Genomic DNA, 19,421 nt, shown 5'->3' with positions numbered 1-19,421 from the left:
ACAGGCTGACATCGGACTGTCATCCGCACACAAAAGAAGGACGAAGCCATTTAGTGCTTCATCCTTCTCCATTTAATCGGTTTTCTTTCGACGCTTGTTCGCTGCGTACAACAATCCGATGATCGTCAGTGCTGCACCACCTGCTACCGCGTATTTCTTGTAATCTGCTTTTCGTTCCGCAATAACCGTAGTCGTCAATGCTGGAACGACTAACTGTTTTTCTTCGTGCAACCGTGGTGCGTGTAATTTAACGGCACCCGACTCAACCAACACCTCGAATTCACCATTTGGCAATTCAATCGTGATATCTTTTTCCGTCGCATTGTGATAGACACGCTGCCGTTCGACGTATCCTTCATATGTTCGCTTCAGTTCAAAGGCAATGACACCTTCCTCTTCTTCAAGGAAACGAAGATGTTTTTTAATCATCGCCGCGTTTGCGAGACGGAACATCGGATACTGACGACGAAGGGCAATCAATCCTTTGACGTACTCGACTGCTGGACGCTCTGTTTCTGCCCGTTCATAGTCGAGACGATTCACGACCTCTCCGGCATTGAAGCTGTCACGAATACCGTCTTTCGTCCGGAAGAACTCTTGTCCGGCATGGAGGAAAGGAATCCCTTGTCCCGTCAAAATGATCGCATTTGCAAGCATTTGCCGTTTCCGACGAATCTCTTCCGTGTCTTCTGGACGAGACACCGTCAATTTATCCCAAATCGTCAAATCATCATGAGCCTCGACGTACGAGACGACTTGATTCGGCTCATCGGCAAACCCTTGCGAAGAGACGTTACCAGCGATTCCCCGTTTGACTTCACTCGTCCGGTCAAATGCACCACTGATGAAACCACGGTCTTCTGGCGTTTGGACATCGCCTTTGACCCCGTCCCGTAAACCGTTGTTGAAATGAGCGATTCCTGGCATCTTCGGTGCGTTGAAATAGTTCGCTTTTTCTTCCGGATCAAGTGGCGTATCGAGATCCCATCCTTCACCGATGATCAGAATCGATGGATCAATCCGGTCAAGTGCATGGCGCACTTGATTCATCGTCTCAACATCATGAAGTCCCATTAAGTCGAAGCGGAACCCATCGAGATGGTATTCTTTCGCCCAGTACGTCACACAATCAAGAATGAACTTTCGCATCATCAGACGTTCAGATGCAGTATCATTTCCACAGAAACTACCGTTTGAGAGACTCCCATCCGCCTCTTGACGATAAAAGTATCCAGGAACGAACTGACCAAGCGGAACCGTCGCCGCATCATACGTATGATTGAAGACGACGTCCATGATGACACGGATCCCGCGATCATGTAACGCCTGCACCAATTGTTTTAATTCAAGGATCCGCGTTCGTGGATCATCCGGATTCGAGGAGTACGAACCTTCCGGCGCAAAGTAGTTCACTGGATCATAACCCCAGTTATAGTTATCCGGGTCGTTCGGCGCTGTCTCATTGACCGAGCCAAAATCATAGATCGGTAGTAACTGGACATGTGTCACACCGAGGTCTGCTAAATAATCAAGCCCTGTCAATCCACCATTTGGTGTCCGTGTCCCTGCTTCCGTCAGTCCAGCGAACGTACCACGTGCAACGACACCACTGGCCGGATGACTCGTTGCATCGCGTACGTGTAATTCATAGACAACTGCGTCTTGCGAAGAATGGAACAATGGACGTTCTTCAATCCATCGTTCTGGTGTCACACTGGTCGGGTCAATTAATGCGCCGCGCTTTCCGTTCGTTCCGACGGCTTTCGCATACGGATCGACCGCCTCGACCTTTTGTCCGTTGATGCTCGCTTGAAACGTATAGAAATAACCTTCATATGTCGCTCGATCGAGTTCAACGACGTACGTTCCCCGTTCGTCTGCCACCATCTCGACCTCTTCGACTTTTCGTGCGCGTAGTGTCTTGTAGAGACGAATCACGACACGTTCTGCTGTCGGCGCCCACAAGCGCACGTGAATCGCTGTCTCTGAGAAGGTCGCTCCTAAATCATTTCCACTATAGGCAAATCGCTCATCCAGTTCTTGCGGTGTGAGCGTCAACATGTCTGCTGTTTGTTTCAAAGCCAAGCACCCCTTTCATTTCATGGTTTTTATTATAACAAAATTTCAAAGCAGTGGACGCTTCCGGTATTCCTCTCTAAAATAGAGAGTGGAATGAAAGGGGAGATTGAAATGGCAGCAAAAGATAATTCATTTGATATCGTGTCACAAATCAACATCGAGGAAGTCAAGAACGCGGTCCAAATCGCACTGAAGGAAATCACGAACCGCTTCGACTTCAAAGGTTCAAAGAGCGACATGAAGCTCGAAAAAGAGGATTTAATTCTAATCTCAGATGACGATTTCAAACTCGATCAAGTCAAAGATGTCTTAACAGCAAAATTGATCAAGCGCGAAGTCCCAACCAAAAACCTGCAGTATGAAAAAGTCGAGCAGGCTGCCGGGAATACGGTCCGACAACGTGTCATCCTGAAAAGTGGAATCGACCGTGACGACGCGAAAAAGATCAACAATGCCGTCAAGGAATCGAAATTAAAAGTGAAGACACAGATCCAAGATGACCAAATCCGCGTCACAGGTAAATCACGTGACGACTTACAACAAGTCATGCAGATCGTTCGTGAGCTTCCATTATCAGTCGATGTTCAATTCATTAACTTCCGTTAATCGATTGATCTGAACGCTCATATTCAAAAGATAGGCATAACGCATTTTCGGGTATCTCCTTAACAAAGGAGTGGTCGATCATGCGTTATGCCCTTTTTGCGGATCTTCACAGTTCAGTAGCCGACACAGCGGCTGTCCTAGCTGACATACGACAGCTCGCTCCCGATGCGCATTTGTTTTGTCTCGGTGATGTTCATGAATGCCATGTCGGTAAAAAGCGAGCGAAGCGCTATTCTTTCGAATCGCTCTCCCTCGTCGTGACGCTTGATGATGATTTTTTAAACCTAATTGATTTTAAGACGTTACTGGGTAATCAAGAAGAGCGCATCCTGTCGCTCGTTCCACCGCAACTATCTCCTGTCATCGATGCGTTACGCGACTGCCCTCGAAAACAACACATCGAGGGTGCATTGTTGATTCATGGAGATCAATTGAATTGGTCCCGTGATTTTTTGCCTGATCTGTCACAGCAACGTGAACCAGTACTCTTTTTTGGTCATAGTCATATCAGAGGTTTGTTTCGAAATGGTATTGCTCTGTCGAGCCCATTGTATCAATCTTTATCCATTAATGGAGGACGATATGCCATCAATCTAGGTCCTGTCGTGTTCGAACGAGAATGGTGTCTTTACGATTCAGTGCAACAATCGATCGTATTCTATCAGGCGAAGTAAGAGGATACGACAAAAGCCGTCGGGCACAGGGCTCGACGGCTTTTGTTCATGCATCTTATTGATCAGAGATAACGGACAAGCGATGCCTTGACGATATCCACTTGTGTGAAGTTCGTCTCTTCCGCGAATGCTTCGATGACTTGACGGACATCCCCTTGACGACGAACGAAGCTCGTCGGAACTGGTGTTGTACCGACAAGTTGCTCATGCAAACTCGTCAATCGATGATCATCGATGATCGTCGTCATCAAATCAAGGAACAGAAGAACATGCAGACGGTTCAAATAATCCCATGGTTTATCTTCCGAACGGAATTCATTACGAGCGAGCCATTTTTTTAATCCGATCGCATCGATTTGACTCAACGTCTCTGTCGTGCGTGCCGACTTCCAAAGCGTCAACAGTTCGCCGAGTTTTTTTCGTGTCTGTTTCTTACGCATGAAGAATTCAAAATTGTCTTTCGTGCGCAACGCGTCTCCTTCAATCGGAGCAATCAAATCAGCTTCCGGCGCCGTCACGAAATCGTGAACGAAATCGACAGACTCTCCCGGTAACCAAGCAGCGACTTTCCCGTGAAAATCAGCCATGAAGGCGACGGTTTCTGCCAAAGGCTCCTGCTTCATCTGTGAAGCAGCTTGCTGTAATCGGTCTTTCGTCTCAGTCTTCATAATCTACCTCTTCTTATTCGTGGATTGGTCTTACATTTCTTCCGGAGCGCCGACACCAAGTAAACGAAGACCTTCTGTCAAGACGATCGTGACAGACTTGACGAGTGCAAGACGCGATTGTTTTGCTGCGTCATCTTCGAGAACACGGACGTGTCCGTAGTATTTATTGAAGCTTTGTGCAAGATCTAAGACGTAACGGCTGATGATTGACGGCTCGCGACGTGTGAATGCACGATCGATGACCGTCGAGAATTGGTTCAGCATCGAGACGACACCCCATGCATGATCATCGGCACTGCCAGCGAATGGTGTGCCATCATAGCTACCTTTACGGAGCAATGAGTGCGCACGAGCATTCGTATACTGGACATACGGTCCTGTTTCACCTTCGAATTTCAACATCTGCTCAAGATCGAACTCGATGTTGTTCATCCGTTCGTTCTTCAAGTCGTGGAAGATGACGGCGCCAACACCTACTTGACGAGCTGTTGCTTCGGCATTCGCTAAGTTCGGATTTTTTTCCGCGATGTTTTGCTTCGCGACGTCGATCGCTTCTTGTAGTACTTCTTCAAGTAAGACGATCCGACCTTTACGCGTCGACATTTTCTTTCCGTCCTTCATGATCAGACCGAACGGCACATGGTGCATTCCGTCGACGTTCTCAAATCCAAGTTTCTTCAAGACTGCGAACAATTGCTTGAAGTGAAGCGCTTGTTCCCCACCGACGACGTAGAACGCTTGCTCAAAGCGGTACGTTTCGAGACGATAGACAGCAGCTGCTAAGTCACGTGTCGCATAAAGCGTTGCGCCATCTTTCTTTTTAATCAAGGCAGGTGGCATACCCTCTGCTTCGAGGTCAACGACCATTGCCCCTTCTGATTCGACGAGGAGATCTTTCTCTTCGAGCAAATCGATGACGTGTTGCATCTTATCGTTGTAGAAGGCTTCTCCGTTCAAACTATCGAATTTAACACCGAGCATCTCATAAACACGGTTGAACTCGACGAGTGAGACTTCACGGAACCACGTCCAAAGCGTCGTTGCCTGCTCATCACCTTGTTCGAGTTTTTTGAACCAGAGACGTCCTTCGTCCTCAAGCGTCGGATTTGTTTCCGCTTCTTCGTGGAACCGGACGTATAATTTCAACAATTCCTTGATTGGTTCTGCACGGACCGCTTCTTCCTCACCCCACATCGTGTAAGCCACCATCAATTTCCCGAACTGTGTTCCCCAGTCCCCTAAGTGGTTGACACCGACGACGTCGTACCCTTTTTTACGTGAGATTTGGTTGAGCGCATTTCCGATTACTGTTGAACGTAAGTGACCCATCGAGAAAGGTTTCGCGATGTTTGGTGATGAAAAATCAGTGACGATCGTTTTTCCATTCGCTTCACTTGATCCGAACGCCTCTTGCTCCGTCAGGACTTGGTTGACGATTTCTTGCGAGACGACTTCCCGGTTCAAGAAGACGTTAATGTAAGGACCAACAGCTTGAACGTTTGAGAACAACGGCGCATCAATTTTTTCTGCGAGCTCCGAAGCAATCATGTTCGGTGCTTTACGGAATGCTTTCGCGAGCATGAAACATGGGAATGCCAGATCTCCATGATCTTCATGTTTCGGTTGCTCGATCAGTTGTTCGATTTGTTCAACCGATAAGGCACCTTCCATGACTTGATGTAATACTTCTGCGTATTGCGTTTTATAACTCATCTTTATTTCCTCCTGCTTCACTGATTTTTGGCAATAAAAAACGCCCCTTGCGCCACGCGCAAAGAGACGGAATGACCGCGGTACCACTCTTCTTGGTGTCATTTTTGACACCCACCTTGTTCGGGGATAACGGGGTTCCCCCGGCTACGCCTTTTCCTTCAGGAATCGGGTAGCGTCTCAGAAGTGCGCTTCACGACCGGTTCGTCCTCAGGCTTCCACCATTCCCTGATTCGCTAGTTGACGAAAATCAACCGTTACTCTCTTCATCATCGACTGTATTCGATATCTTTCACATTATACGCAATTCTTTCTTTTCTCTCAACCTTATTTTTTTGGTAAATGGCTTATCAAAATTTCCACAATTCGGGTATAGGAATAAAAGATACTTCTCAGGGGGAGGGATGTTTCATGCGCTACTACCAACAGGTAGCCCGGACGAGCTGGATCGTTTTCAGTCTCGTCGCCTTGACGTTATTATTGATTGGCATCGTTCATCCACCTACCTTCCATCCTTCCATCTCCATCGTCAATACTCTTTATTTGTTTGGGCTCGTTCTCCTGTTTCAGTTCGATAATGTCCGTCGTGGCGGCATTTATTATACATTCCAAGAAGGAATCATCTTATTTTTATTCCTCAATTACGGTTTGACGTACGCTTTGATTTTAAGCCAAGTCGGTATTCTCGTCTTTCAATTCATGTCTCACCGAAAAGCGATTCGCTGGAAACGTTTCGCCTATCTCTACCCGATCAACGCCTTGTTTGATTTAGTCTACATCTCGCTTCCGGTATTTGCGTATGAAGCGCTCGGTGGACCGACCGGCTCAAACTTTACGTATATGAAAGCCCTGCTTCCCTTCATCGGCTTTTTGATCACTGTCTTCCTTGTCTCTTACTTCCAATGTCTGTTCGTCAATCGCTTCCTCTACTTGAAATACGATTGGCGACGTCTCGTGAAGTTGCAGTCCCTCGTTTATGGAATCAGCATGTTAAGTGCTCTACTTGGAATCTGGTTCTACGATGAAAGTCCGCTCGTCGCGGCTACAGTATCCGCCTTGATTCTCTTCTTGTTCAAACGTCTGTTGCAAGAACGTGGTGACTCCCTTGAAGCAAACGATAATGCCAAACGATTTGATGATGCGAAGGAACACTTGTTGATTTCCCGCTTCGAGCGCGAGACGATCGATTCGTTACTCCTCGATTTACCACATCTGTTGCCGTTTTCTGAAGGTTGGATCTCAATTCAACAACAGCGGAAACAAGTCATCTATAACATTCGGACGAAACAACCAATCGACGTGTTACCACTGTTTCATTCCTTGTCAGCTGACGATTTGCATACCCCAATCATCTATGGTCTGCGTTGCGACTGGGGAAACGATATTCAAATCGGATTGCCTGTCGATCGTCACTCGATGCTAGCGATTCCTTCGATTACGAGCGGAGAGGTCGATGTTTCGATCATCCTGTTCCATCAAGTCGCAGACGCCTATGATGTGACAAATGCTGACGAATTATCTCGTTTGCTTCGTACCTTTTGTCGCGTCTTAGAACGCTCACGTGAAACGGTCCAACTCTATACGGAAAGTCGGACCGATGCTTTGACCGAATTACCGAATAGCCGTGCTTTTTATGAACACGGTCGGCAGGAATTTGCCGCTGACTCCTACCCGCTCTCCGTAATTCTGTTCGATATCGATCATTTCAAACGTGTCAATGATACGTACGGTCATAAAGTAGGTGATCTCGTCCTTCGTGAACTCGGCCGACGTATCCAGGCGATCCAATTGCAACATGATGATGTCTTTGCTGCTCGTTATGGTGGGGAGGAATTCGTGCTTCTGTTGCGAAATGGTAGTCAAGAGGCTGCTATTCAGATTGCCGAGACGGTCCGCCATGCGGTCATGGATCGTCCCTTCCTCGTCGATGGTCACCGACTGTCCTTAACCGTCAGCCTCGGAATTGATACAGTGGATGAAAGATATCAACGGACGTTCGAAGAATCGTTACGTCAAGCCGACCATGCACTCTATGTCGGCGGAAAACACAACGGACGCAATTGTACCGCGCATTATGCAAACCTTTGAAAGGTCGTGACTCTATTGTCGATTACGGAAATTGAAATGACGCTACCGACATCACAAGCCCACCGGACGATTCGAATTCATCGTCCGCCCCATTTGGATCCTTCTGAAGCATTACCAGTAATTTATATGCATGATGGACAAAACGTCTTTAGTGGAGAAACCGCCTCGTTCGGAAAAGGCTGGGAGATTCATCTTGCACTACAACAGACACAGATTCCGGCAATGGTCGTCGCGATTGACAGTCCAGAAGATGGAATGGATCGGTACGATGACTATGCTCCTTGGAGTGACGAAGCCTTATTGATGCGGAGCGCCTATCCTTCGCATCGGACGTCAATTGGTGGCAACGGTAAGGTCTATATGGACTGGATCATCCGCGAGTTAAAACCATACATTGATGCCAACTATGCGACACGCCCTGATGATACGACAATGATCGGCAGTTCGATGGGTGGCGTCATCTCGCTATATGGATTATTCGCGTATCCGGAAGTCATCACGCGCGTCGCTGCCTTATCGACTGCCGGATGGGCAAACTTCTCCTCACTCCTTGAATTCATAGAGCGAAGCCCGTCTCTGTCTGCAACGCATCGCTGTTATATGGACGTCGGCACAAAAGAAGTGAGTGGTCCGATGACCGAGACGGATTATTTACACACGAATGATGTCTTAGCGCGAGCGGTTGAACAGAAACTCACTCAAAGTCGCTATACGATCATTCCGGAAGCAATCCATCATGAAACGGCCTGGGCCAAACGTTTGCCAGATATTTTACGTTACTTGTTCCCGTCCTCTTGAATACACAAAAAAAGCCGGACGGTTTCTATTAAAGAAATCATCCGGCTTTTTACGCGTGCCTTATACTAATTCTTCTTGTTGCTCTTTTTCATAACGGTTGCGCGGATGCTCCCGGCATTCATCGGAACACGAACGCATGACTTTTGGTTCGCATTCTTCACAGCAGAAGTGCTGTCGATTACATTCCGGGTTTGCACAATTAACATAGCGCGTCTCCGGTTTTCCGCAGTAGTAACATTCTGAGACGACAGACGGATTGACGGCATTGACAGGAACTTGTACACGCTCATCAAAGACGTATAGTTCACCTTCCCAGTCTTCTCCTTGTGTCTGTTCATCTTTTCCATACATGACGACTCCGCCTTTCAGGTGGAAGATATCATCACTCTGTTGCCGTTTACGGAAGTACGCCGTGAATTTCTCACAACGAACGCCACCCGTACAGTATGTGAGAACCTTTTTCCCTTCAAACAAATGCTCGTTCTCGTCTAGCCATTCAGGAAATTCCCGTGAAGCATCGACATCGACTTTTACGGCGTTCTTGAAGTGTCCGAGGTCGTATTCGTAGTTGTTGCGTACATCGAGAATGACGACGTCATCTTGTTTCATCATTTCTTTCCACTCTGCTGGTTCAAGATACGCAGCGTGTTCTTCTGGTACGTTGAATTCGTCCTCAAAACGCCATGTGACGAGTTCTTTTTTGTAACGGACGAACGTCTTTTTGAAGGCATGATCTTCAACTTCATCAATTTTGAATTCGATGTCAGCGAATCGTGGATCCGCCGTCAAGTCCTTCATGTATTGTTCCGTTTGTTCGACCGTTCCAGAGAGTGTGCCGTTGATTCCTTCTGGTGCAATCAAAATCCGACCTTTGATACCGAGCTCTTTACAGTAAGCAAGATGCTCTTTCGTTAGCTGTTCCGCATTTTCAATTGGAACATACTTATAAAATAATAGTACGCGATAAGGTTTCATATTCCTCATTAGCCCCCATGTCAGTTTTTTGCAGTAAAACGAACGTTGGCAAACGAAGCGTCTAGCTATTGACTAGCTGGGAACGCCTGCAAAACGCACCCATTTAAGTATAATACCAACTCCCTTTCGAATGTACAATCTACAATTCCTGAATCCCTTTCAAGGAATTTCATTCCCTTTCTGAATCAGAAAGAGGTAAAATAAAACACAGTAGTACATCTCGCAAGGAGGATTCCGAATGCTCCATACACTTCGTGACTGGATCGAGCAGATGATTTTCTTTCTCCAAGACTTACCTGGAGGAGCTGCCACCGGTTTGATTGCCCCGTTTCTTGAGTCTCTATTTCCTTTCCTACCACTCGTCCTGATCATTTCCGCGAATGCGGCAACTTATGGTTTTGGTATGGGTGTTCTCGTATCATGGGTCGGGAGCATGCTTGGATCACTCGTCGTCTTCGCTTGTATTCGATATCTATTTCGTCGTCCGGTCACGCGTTGGCTTGAAAAACACCATGCCGCGCAACAGTGGATTGAACGTGTTCGTCACATGAGTCCCATCTCACTCGGATTCTTTTTTTCGCTTCCATTCATGCCTGCGTTCATCATCACGTCCATTTCTGCCATGATTCAACTATCGCTGCGGACGTATTTGATCGCTGCTGGTGCCGGGCGTCTGATCGTCGTCATCATCTTCTCGCTAATCGGAAAGGAATGGTCCACGTTCCTCGAACGTCCGATGCGTCTTGTCCTTCTATTTTTGATTTTACTCGCCATCTGGGGAGTTAGTCGCGGGACGGAAGAATGGTTGAAGCGTCGTGCCCTTTCAAAACGTGCGGATCATTTACGAGAAATCGAAGATAAGATCGAACGTCCATCTGAAAAATGACTCAAGCCTGTCTATGATTCCATAGACAGGCTTTTTAAGCTGTTCTCATTTTTCTAGGGACTAGGTCTTTTGAATCATTTTATAAAGTAATTAATATATAAAAATAACGTTCAAACAATGTTCAATATTGAAAACGCTTACATTAAATTGGTATGACCAATATTAATATAATAATGATCTTTTCTTCTTAAAAATTAGGATAGCTTTTCCAGAAACGACATCCTTATAATGAATTTACATTCATTCCTTAAAGGAGGCGTCCTCATGCATCAAGTGTCCGAAGTTCAAAAAAATGAAGCGACTCAATCTGCTCCAGCAATCGTCGAGAGTGCTACCTTTCAACAATTGATGCGCCAAAAGAACGGCTTCATTCTTCCAGCTATTAGTTTTTGCCTTATTTTTTATTTTGCGCTTCCGATTTTGACAAGTTACTTCACGATTTTGAATGAGCCAGTATTGGGTGATATTACAGGAGCTTGGGTATTCGCATTTGCCCAGTTCATCATGACGTGGACGTTCTGCATGATGTATAGCAAAAAAGCACGTGCCTTTGATCGACTCGTCGAACAGATCAAGGAGGAGTCGAAATGAATTATACTGCCGTTGCCCTATTCGCAGCGATCGTCGGTTTGACGCTCGTCATTACATACTTTGCTGCCCGTAAAACAAAAACAGCTAACGACTTTTATACAGCGGACGGCGGACTCACTGGTGCACAAAACGGGATGGCGATTGCCGGCGACTACATGTCAGCCGCCTCGTTCCTCGGAATTGCCGGGATGATCGCTTTAGCCGGATTCGACGGATTCTTTTACTCGATCGGCTTCCTCGTTGCTTATCTTGTTGTCTTGTACCTCGTTGCCGAACCACTTCGGAACCTCGGAAAATACACGATGGCTGATATGATTGCCGCTCGTTTTAACGCCTCAAAAGTTCGTGGAGTCGCTGCCATGAACTCGATCGCGATCTCGATTTTTTACATGATCGCGCAACTCGTCGGTGCAGGTGCCTTGATTGAATTGTTGTTAGGAATTCCTTATACGACGAGTGTCATCATCGTCGGTATCTTAATGACGGTCTACGTCGTCTTCGGTGGTATGACTGCGACTTCGTGGGTTCAAATCATCAAAGCGATTCTCTTGATGGCAGGAACAGCCGTCATCTCGTTCATGGTCTTCGCGAAGTTCGATTTCTCGATCTTCAAGATGTTTTCAGAAGTGAAACAAGCCACGCCGCTCGGGGATTCATTCTTGAATCCTGGAAACAAATTTAAGTTACCACTCGATACGATTTCGCTCAATCTCGCGCTCGTTCTTGGAACAGCTGGATTACCACATATCTTAATTCGTTTCTTTACTGTTAAGGATGCTCCGACAGCTCGTAAATCCGTCGTGTACGCGACATGGATCATTGGTGTCTTTTATATCTTGACGATTTTCCTCGGCTTTGGTGCTGCTGCTTTCGTTGGTTCTGAAGATATCATCGCTGCTAATGCTGCTGGTAACATGGCTGCGCCACTTCTCGCTAAAGCACTTGGTGGCGATTTACTCTTTGCCTTCGTCGCTGCGGTCGCTTTTGCGACAATCCTCGCTGTTGTTGCAGGACTCGTCTTATCCGCTGCGTCTGCCTTTGCTCATGATTTTTATAGTCATATTCTACGCAAAGGGCAAGCAACGGAAAAAGAACAGATGACGGCAGCACGACTTGCTTCCATCGCTGTCGCCTTGATTTCGATGGTACTGGCATTGTTCGCACAATCGATGAACGTTGCGTTCCTCGTATCGCTTGCCTTCGCTGTCGCGGCAAGTGCCAACTTGCCAGTCATTCTCTTGACGATCTTCTGGCGCCGTTTCAATACTGGCGGAGCTGTCACAGGTATGGTCGTCGGGTTATTCTCTTCACTGATTCTCGTCGCACTCAGTCCAAACCTTTGGGCAGTCGACGGTTCAGCCTTGTTCGTCGGGGAAGCCCTCTTCCCGCTGACGAATCCAGGAATCGTCTCCATCCCGCTTGGTTTCCTCGGAGCTATCGTCGGGACATTGTTGACAAAATCGAACGAGGTTGCCGGTAACTTCGAACGTATCTTAGTCAAGGCCAATACCGGTATCGATGCAGCAACGGAAGTCGCCGCGTCAAAAGAATAAGTTCCCCTTAACGGCTCCTTCAACCCCCTTGAAGGAGCCGTCCCCTTTTACATTCTTCTCATTCATTGCCATACTAAGTGAATAATAGAGAAGAAAAGGAAAGGAAGACTGTACATGGATCTCGCTTTTTATTATTTCTTAATCCTCGGATTTTTCATTGGAATCATTTCCGGATTTTTCGGAATCGGTGGCGGTATCATCTTGACGCCCCTGTTACTCATTTTAGGATATGCTCCAAGTGTCGCGATCGCGACGAGTCTTATGCTGACACTTGGATCTACCGTTTCAGGAACGATCTCTCACTTACGTCTTAAAAATGTCGTCTGGCGCGATAGTCTCGTCGTCGGTGGCGTCGGAATCATCGGTTCGACGATCGCGACACCACTCGTTCTTCGTCTAGAGGCAGTCAATGGTGCTCATCTCGTCATCTCAATCGTTTATATCGGTCTCTTACTCTACTTCGCGAATAAATTCTTACGTCCGAAATCAACGACGGGTGAACAGACGGGGTGGAAAAATCGATATCTCGCTCTTGCCTTCACTGGTTTGTTCGCCGGATTCATTTCTTCATTACTTGGTGTCAGCGGTGGCTTCATCATCACCCCGTTACTCGTCGGGATCGTTGGCTATGAGTTGAAACGTGCGGTCGGAACGAGTATTGCTTCCGCGTTACTGATTGTCCTATCGGGACTTGTCAATTACACGGTCGCAAGTACGAACATCGATATCCTGGTCGGAATCATGCTGATCGTCGGTGCCTTGCTCGGAGCACCGATTGGCGCGAAGCAATTGACGCACTTCGAAAGCCCATTCGTCAAAAAGTACCTCGGTATCTTCTATTTGACGGTTGCGATCAGTGTTTTACTTGAGGTCATCGGCTGGAACGTCGCTTCACTCTCTGTCCTCGTTGCGCTGAGTTTGATTTTCTTACTGACACTCCTTATCTACAGTCGTCGTCGGACGAATGGATGAATCGTCTCATCATAAAAGCCGTGGTGCCTGTTTAAAGGCATCACGGCTTTTGTTCGTTTAAGCGACTCGTTTATGACCCGTCCGTTCGTAATTCCTCGTTTGTTCAATGACCAAGTGCGACAAGAACAGCATCCCGATCAAGTTCGGAATCATCATCAATCCATTTGCGATATCTGCGACGAGCCACAACGGTTCTAATTGCGCGACGGCACCATAACAGGCTGCGAGTGCAAAGAATACACGGTATCCTTCGTTGAAACGTGTCGTACCGCTCAAGTACTCCAAGCACTTCTCTCCATAGACATACCAACCGATGATCGTCGAATAACCGAAGAAGAAGACGGAGAATGCGACAGTCCATTCTCCAAATGATCCAAGGACGCTCGCAAAGGCGGTTGCTGTCAGTGCTGCCCCGGAAAGATTCGCATCATGCGTCATACCTGAATGTAGTCCGCCTGACGGATCCCAAAAGCCTGTCGTCAGAAGGACGAGTGCCGTCATCGTACAAACGATCAAGGTCACGATGAAGGTACTCGTCATCGAAATCAATCCTTGTTCGACCGGACGCTCACTTTTCGCAGATCCGGCAATCAATGCTGCTGTCCCAAGTCCTGCTTCGTTCGTGAAAATACCACGTGCTACACCGACTTGCATCGCCATCATGATCGATACACCGGTGAAGGCTCCTGCAGGCGCAAGCGGCTGGAGGGCGTACTCAAAGATTAAACCAAAGGCTGGTAGAATCTGATCCGCCTTCAATATTAAAAGGACACAAGCGGCACCGATATAAAGTAAGCTCATGATCGGAACAAAGATCGTCGAGATCGCACTGACGCGTTCAAGTCCACCACGAATCGATACATAGACCGCCAGCGCGAGCAGAATGCCGAAGAGTAGAAGCGGTACATGAAACGATTGCTCAAGCACCGTTGCCATCGCATTCGCTTGCACGGTGTTCCCGACACCAAATGATGCAATCAAACCAAATGCCGCAAACAAGATGGCGAGGAATTTAAATTTTGCACCTAGTCCTTTTTCGATATAATACATCGGTCCACTGACAGCTTCGCCGCGTTCATTTCGACTTCTAAAAAGAATCGCAAGAAGACTTTCCGCATATTTCGTCGCCATTCCGATCAAACCGACGATCCACATCCAAAAGACTGCACCCGGTCCGCCCATCGTCAAGGCGACCGCGATTCCCGCGATGTTTCCGTTCCCGATCGTCGCTGCAAGAGACGTCATTAACATCTGAAAGCTACTAATTTCCCCTTCACCCTGTCCTGATTTTTGAACAGACAATTGAAACGCTTGTTTCAAGCGACGAAACTGAAGACCACGTAAACGAATCGTAAAGTACACTCCCGTTCCTACTAACAACACCATGCTTGGAATTCCCCAGACCCAAGCAGATATCAGACGTAACACATCCATGCCATTTCATCCTCTCTCTTTTTTCCGAGGCTTACCGTAGCATGGAGTTGTGTTTTTATACAATACGAAAGAATAATTTTTGTGATTTTACACAACAGAAGCTATACTAAAGATACTGAACGAGAGAGAAAGAAGGGATTCCTCCATGTTAGAAGCTTCATACCATTCGTTAGACGATTTAGCGGAAGCGATCGGTATCGCCTTAAATGCGCCGATTACGATTGAAGATCGTAATCACCGTCTCCTTGCCTATAGTACGCATACTGCTGACACGGACCCTGCTCGTGTCGCAACGATCATCGGTCGCCGGGTACCGGAATCGGTCATCGACCAACTCTGGAAAGACGAAGTCATCCAGAGTCTCGCTACTCAAGACGATCCGCTCATCATTTCTGCGCGCACGGATGTTGGACTGAATGACCGCGTCGCCATTGCCATCAAACAAGATTCAGAAATTCTCGGCTACATTTGGTCGATTGCTCGCAGTACCCCGTTCACTCCATCAGAACTAGCAGATTTAAAGAAAGGAGCTCTGCTTGCTCAACGTCAATTACTAGCGATCGACATGCAGAAAAAACGGAAGGAAGAGCAGACGGAACAATTCTTCTTTGAGTTATTACATGAAGAACTATCCGAGTCGGAGATCCTGAAGATGTTTTCTAAGCTCCATGTCGCACCCCCTGGCATTAGTCGTTTGACGGTCATCCGTTTTTCAGAAGCAATCACACCACGACTTGCGGATCGTCTACGCTATTTATTGACGATCCAACAGACGGTTCGTCCATTACTTTACGCATATGATGAAACAGATTTTATCTTGTGGATCAGCACAAACGACCGCGACGCAGAACAAGAGCGTCTACAGTTTGACGCCTTCATTCAGTCCTTCCGTCAATTGCTTGCGGAGCGGTTTGATTATACGGATTTCGTTGCGGCAAGTAGTGAAGTCTTCACGGGCGTCCATGCGCTTCCGGAGCGTTACGAAGAGGCGGGTATCGTCTTACGTTTGAAAGATGCCTTTCCATTCGAACTGAAGAACGTGACGCGTTACGAACGTCTCGGCTTGTTTCAGCTCTTGCCAATTTTTTCAGAACGTTTGCGACGACGAACGGTTCGTCTCGAAGAAATCGAGCGATTGCGTGCTTACGATGTGAAACATGCCTCCTCTTTATGTGAGACGCTAGAATGGTTTCTTCATTATGATGGGAACGTCAAGCAAGTCGCTTCCCATCTCCATGTTCATCCGAATACGATCCTATATCGGATGCGACGGATCGAGGAGGAAGCTGGTATCCGGATGGAATCACTACCCGAACGTTCCTTACTTTATTTATACCTAAAAGCAGACCGATATCCTTTGTGATTTTACACAAAGGATATCGGTTATTTTTGAAAACACCGATAAAGTATAGCGCTTTCATTTTTCGTATACTGAAGAAGAAGAGAAATTGATTTGTTTATTTGCGAAAGGGGATCGCGTTCACATGATCATTGGAGTATTAAAGGAAATCAAAAACAACGAAAACCGTGTTGCATTAACACCTGCCGGGGTAGCAGCGTTACATGCACAAGGACATCGTGTCATCATTGAATCGATGGCAGGCATGGGGAGTGGCTTCACGAACGAGGAGTACGTCAAAGCTGGTGCTGAAATCATCGCGACTGCTGCTGAAGTCTGGGCAACAGCCGAACTGGCTTTAAAAGTCAAAGAGCCAATCGCTTCAGAGTACCAATATTTCCGTCCGGACCTGACATTATTCACGTATCTCCATCTAGCTGCTGAGCCAGAACTGACACGTGCACTCGTTGATTCGAACATCACAGCAATCGCTTATGAGACAGTCGAGAAGAACCGCACACTTCCATTGTTAACACCAATGAGTGAAATCGCCGGTCGTATGGCATCACAAATCGGTGCACAGTTCTTGGAAAAACCACACGGTGGTATGGGCATCCTGCTTGCAGGTGTCCCTGGGGTTCGTCGTGGAAAAGTAACAGTCATCGGTGGCGGTGTCGTCGGAACAAATGCTGCGAAACTCGCTGTCGGTCTTGGTGCAGATGTTACGATCATTGATGTTAGTCCAGAACGCCTTCGCCAGTTAGATGATATCTTTGGTAACTCGATCAATACATTGATCTCAAACCCGTACACGATTGCTGAAGCGGTCGCTGAAAGTGATCTCGTCATCGGTGCTGTCTTGATTCCAGGTGCAAAAGCACCGAAGCTCGTCACTGCCGACATGGTCAAACGGATGAAGCCAGGTGCTGTCATCGTTGACGTTGCCATCGACCAAGGTGGAATCTTTGAGACGGTTGACCACATCTCGACGCATGATGATCCAACGTACGAAAAATTCGGTGTCGTTCATTACGCGGTCGCGAACATGCCGGGTGCCGTTCCACGTACGTCTACCCTGGCATTGACGAACGCAACGCTTCCGTATGTCCTTGAACTCGCGAATAAAGGCACACATCGTGCGCTTGCTGAAAACAATGCTCTCGAAAAAGGATTGAATGTCGCGCAAGGCTTCGTCACGTATGAAGCGGTCGCACGCGATCTCGGATACACGTACAAATCCGTTGAAGATGTACTTCACTTACACGCATAATTTCGAAAGTAAAAATAGCCGATGCTTCCTTTTCTAGGAATGATCGGCTATTTTTTATGAAACGAAGAAATTGCGGACGAATCTCTTTATTATTTCTTGAGGCACCACTCGGCTTGTCATATGATGAAAATGAAAATATATGATTTTGAACTAATAGAGGTGATTTCATTACATGACACAAACCGTAACCGCTCATTCTCATGAACTTCAGAGCCATGTCGCTGAAGTTGCGTTACTCGAAGCACTGACATCTGATACAGAAGAGAACGTATGTATTGCCGCAACCGAGCGCTTACGTGTTCTTGTTCCATCCCATCCATTGCTCAACATTGCTACAGCCCATTCCCTTTATTTTAAGAACGAACTCACTCAAGCGCGTCGACTTATTGAAGATACGCACCAGCAAATCGGCGAGCATGTGCAAGGATACATTCTTCTCGGTATCATCAGTGAAGAGGAAGGATATATGCACGAAGCAGAACAGTTTTTCCTTTCAGCCATCACACGTTTCCCGGAAGAACCGGCAGGACATCGTTCTCTTGCCGTCCATTACAATCATCGACAATTTTATGGAGAATCAGCCGTCCATGCGTTTACATATTTAAAGAAAGTTGGCGCATCTGGAATCGATACGCTGATGGCTATTGATTCCATCCAACAACTAGACGGTCATTCGATCGATATGTTGGAAACACTCTATGCGTTAATCATCGGGGTATCTCATCTCGATAAAACGGCTGTCTTTCATGCGACTGCTTCTGCTAATCAAGGTATTCAATACGAGATGCTACATGCTACATTGAGCGAAGACAGCGACGATACACTCTACGCTAAACTCGACGAACGCATTTCCAATATGCTCGAGCACGGCTTGTACGCAGCTGTTTATGACGATTCCGAAGAAAAAATCTATCGCTATGTTTTCCGTGATATGTGTCGAGATATGACCATCCGTCATGCAGGATGGCGTGCGTACCCAGACTATATTCGACTACGTTTTCTCTATTTCAAACAATTGTTGTTACGCGACTGAAAGTCAAAAAGCAAACGCAACGAGTGCCGCGATCGTCCATGGCAAGATTAAGTTGTCGAGATCGCGATATGAGATTGCTTCGATTAAGGCTGCGATGTTTGCAAGCAAGAAGCCGTAACTGACAGCGAGCCAAATCGGTTGTCCATAAAATAAGAACGTTACAGTCAAAACAAGGAATGACGCTAAAAACAAAGCGATACTTCCTTCAAAGGAACGTTTCGTCTCACCGCGGACGTAAAACGTCTTCCCGAAGCGTTTTCCGACGAGTGCCGCGAGACCATCTCCCCAAGCGAGCACCATGCTTCCCGCAACAAGTGCCATCGGTTGTCGTTCGAAGAAGAATAGGACGAGTCCTGCCAATGCGAGCGGATAATAGACCGTTCCATAAGAAGGACGGTCGACGCCATGCATCTGTCCAATTCCTTTTCGTAATGTCAACAGATTGACGAGAGCAAAGAAAAGTAATGGTACGATCGCGATGTACCAGTGATCAAGCCATAGCAGCGCAAGAAATACCCAGTGACCGACAGCGACATGAATCCATTTCCGAACCGTCTCGGGAGAAAAACCGAAACGGCGTCCAACGAATTCAAGAATGACGAGAATGAAGCCAACGATTCCAATCGTGCCAATGGCAGCAAACCATTCCATCGTGATTCCCCCTTTCCTATTATTGTACGTTGTTTTAGTTGCCATTTGCCCTATTGAACCTTCATTTGATAACATAAGGTCAAATGACGTCCTA

17 protein-coding genes and 1 other annotated feature are annotated in these 19,421 nt (G+C 47.0%); of the genes, 11 read left to right on the top strand and 6 right to left on the bottom strand.

Annotated elements, in window-relative coordinates; all coding sequences use genetic code 11:
* Positions 1–72: 72 nt before the first annotated feature.
* Positions 73–2,079, bottom strand: coding sequence for a type I pullulanase (gene pulA / locus Q7C19_RS13535; protein WP_235513987.1), 2,007 nt, complete (start codon positions 2,077–2,079; stop codon positions 73–75).
* 111 nt (positions 2,080–2,190) lie between these two features.
* On the opposite strand from pulA, the gene Q7C19_RS13530 reads away from it, so the two are divergent.
* Positions 2,191–2,685: a YajQ family cyclic di-GMP-binding protein gene (locus Q7C19_RS13530; protein WP_023469671.1), complete on the top strand. Its 495-nt coding sequence runs from the start codon at positions 2,191–2,193 to the stop codon at positions 2,683–2,685.
* 80 nt (positions 2,686–2,765) lie between these two features.
* Positions 2,766–3,359 carry a metallophosphoesterase family protein gene (locus Q7C19_RS13525; RefSeq protein ID WP_290753467.1) on the top strand — a complete coding sequence of 198 codons (594 nt, stop codon included), beginning with the start codon at positions 2,766–2,768 and terminating at the stop codon, positions 3,357–3,359.
* A 62-nt stretch (positions 3,360–3,421) separates the two neighbouring features.
* On the opposite strand, the gene Q7C19_RS13520 is transcribed toward Q7C19_RS13525, so the two are convergent.
* Positions 3,422–4,027, bottom strand: a complete 606-nt coding sequence (locus tag Q7C19_RS13520) for a hypothetical protein (protein ID WP_035412119.1) — start codon at positions 4,025–4,027, stop codon at positions 3,422–3,424.
* 30 nt (positions 4,028–4,057) lie between these two features.
* On the bottom strand, positions 4,058–5,740 hold the full coding sequence (gene argS, locus Q7C19_RS13515; protein WP_056059865.1) for an arginine--tRNA ligase: 1,683 nt from the start codon (positions 5,738–5,740) through the stop codon (positions 4,058–4,060).
* A 59-nt stretch (positions 5,741–5,799) separates the two neighbouring features.
* Positions 5,800–6,019 (bottom strand) — a binding site (T-box leader).
* Positions 6,020–6,148: 129 nt separating this feature from the next.
* On the opposite strand from argS, the gene Q7C19_RS13510 reads away from it, so the two are divergent.
* Both Q7C19_RS13510 and Q7C19_RS13505 read left to right on the top strand, forming a co-directional pair.
* Positions 6,149–7,825 (top strand): GGDEF domain-containing protein, encoded by a 1,677-nt coding sequence (locus tag Q7C19_RS13510; protein WP_375092323.1) that lies wholly within the window; start codon positions 6,149–6,151, stop codon positions 7,823–7,825.
* A 36-nt stretch (positions 7,826–7,861) separates the two neighbouring features.
* Positions 7,862–8,623 (top strand): alpha/beta hydrolase, encoded by a 762-nt coding sequence (locus Q7C19_RS13505; protein ID WP_375092322.1) that lies wholly within the window; start codon positions 7,862–7,864, stop codon positions 8,621–8,623.
* 60 nt (positions 8,624–8,683) lie between these two features.
* Here Q7C19_RS13505 and trhO read toward each other — a convergent pair whose 3' ends face one another.
* Positions 8,684–9,598 carry an oxygen-dependent tRNA uridine(34) hydroxylase TrhO gene (gene trhO, locus Q7C19_RS13500; RefSeq protein ID WP_081780436.1) on the bottom strand — a complete coding sequence of 305 codons (915 nt, stop codon included), beginning with the start codon at positions 9,596–9,598 and terminating at the stop codon, positions 8,684–8,686.
* A gap of 238 nt (positions 9,599–9,836) precedes the next feature.
* On the opposite strand from trhO, the gene Q7C19_RS13495 reads away from it, so the two are divergent.
* The 4 genes from Q7C19_RS13495 to Q7C19_RS13480 all read left to right on the top strand — a co-directional run bounded on the left by Q7C19_RS13495 (position 9,837) and on the right by Q7C19_RS13480 (position 13,600).
* Positions 9,837–10,484, top strand: coding sequence for a TVP38/TMEM64 family protein (locus Q7C19_RS13495; RefSeq protein WP_023469681.1), 648 nt, complete (start codon positions 9,837–9,839; stop codon positions 10,482–10,484).
* A gap of 264 nt (positions 10,485–10,748) precedes the next feature.
* Complete coding sequence (locus Q7C19_RS13490) at positions 10,749–11,075, top strand: DUF485 domain-containing protein (protein WP_035412108.1); 327 nt, start codon at positions 10,749–10,751, stop codon at positions 11,073–11,075.
* Positions 11,072–12,628 carry a solute symporter family protein gene (locus tag Q7C19_RS13485; protein WP_035412105.1) on the top strand — a complete coding sequence of 519 codons (1,557 nt, stop codon included), beginning with the start codon at positions 11,072–11,074 and terminating at the stop codon, positions 12,626–12,628. Before Q7C19_RS13490 ends, Q7C19_RS13485 begins: the two co-directional genes overlap by 4 nt.
* Before the next feature lie 114 nt (positions 12,629–12,742).
* Positions 12,743–13,600 (top strand): sulfite exporter TauE/SafE family protein, encoded by an 858-nt coding sequence (locus Q7C19_RS13480; RefSeq protein ID WP_035412101.1) that lies wholly within the window; start codon positions 12,743–12,745, stop codon positions 13,598–13,600.
* 57 nt (positions 13,601–13,657) lie between these two features.
* Here the strand turns inward: Q7C19_RS13480 and Q7C19_RS13475 are convergent, their stop codons facing one another.
* Entirely contained in the window at positions 13,658–15,034 is a 1,377-nt protein-coding gene (locus tag Q7C19_RS13475) for an alanine/glycine:cation symporter family protein (protein ID WP_056059856.1), read from the bottom strand.
* A 145-nt stretch (positions 15,035–15,179) separates the two neighbouring features.
* On the opposite strand from Q7C19_RS13475, the gene Q7C19_RS13470 reads away from it, so the two are divergent.
* From Q7C19_RS13470 to Q7C19_RS13460, 3 genes are all read left to right on the top strand, one after another.
* Positions 15,180–16,397, top strand: a complete 1,218-nt coding sequence (locus Q7C19_RS13470; RefSeq protein WP_313489486.1) for a PucR family transcriptional regulator — start codon at positions 15,180–15,182, stop codon at positions 16,395–16,397.
* Positions 16,398–16,518: 121 nt separating this feature from the next.
* On the top strand, positions 16,519–17,643 hold the full coding sequence (ald, locus tag Q7C19_RS13465) for an alanine dehydrogenase (protein ID WP_375092321.1): 1,125 nt from the start codon (positions 16,519–16,521) through the stop codon (positions 17,641–17,643).
* A 172-nt stretch (positions 17,644–17,815) separates the two neighbouring features.
* Positions 17,816–18,676 (top strand): tetratricopeptide repeat protein, encoded by an 861-nt coding sequence (locus Q7C19_RS13460; protein ID WP_375092320.1) that lies wholly within the window; start codon positions 17,816–17,818, stop codon positions 18,674–18,676.
* A 3-nt stretch (positions 18,677–18,679) separates the two neighbouring features.
* Here the strand turns inward: Q7C19_RS13460 and Q7C19_RS13455 are convergent, their stop codons facing one another.
* A complete protein-coding gene (locus tag Q7C19_RS13455; RefSeq protein ID WP_035412085.1) occupies positions 18,680–19,327 on the bottom strand; it encodes a diacylglycerol/polyprenol kinase family protein in 648 nt (215 codons plus the stop codon).
* Positions 19,328–19,421: the final 94 nt, after the last annotated feature.

The organism is Exiguobacterium sp. PHA03 (assembly GCF_041945985.1).
Lineage (GTDB): Bacteria > Bacillota > Bacilli > Exiguobacteriales > Exiguobacteriaceae > Exiguobacterium_A.
Note: the sequence above shows the minus strand (reverse complement) of the source record. Positions and strands in the feature narration are given on the sequence as shown.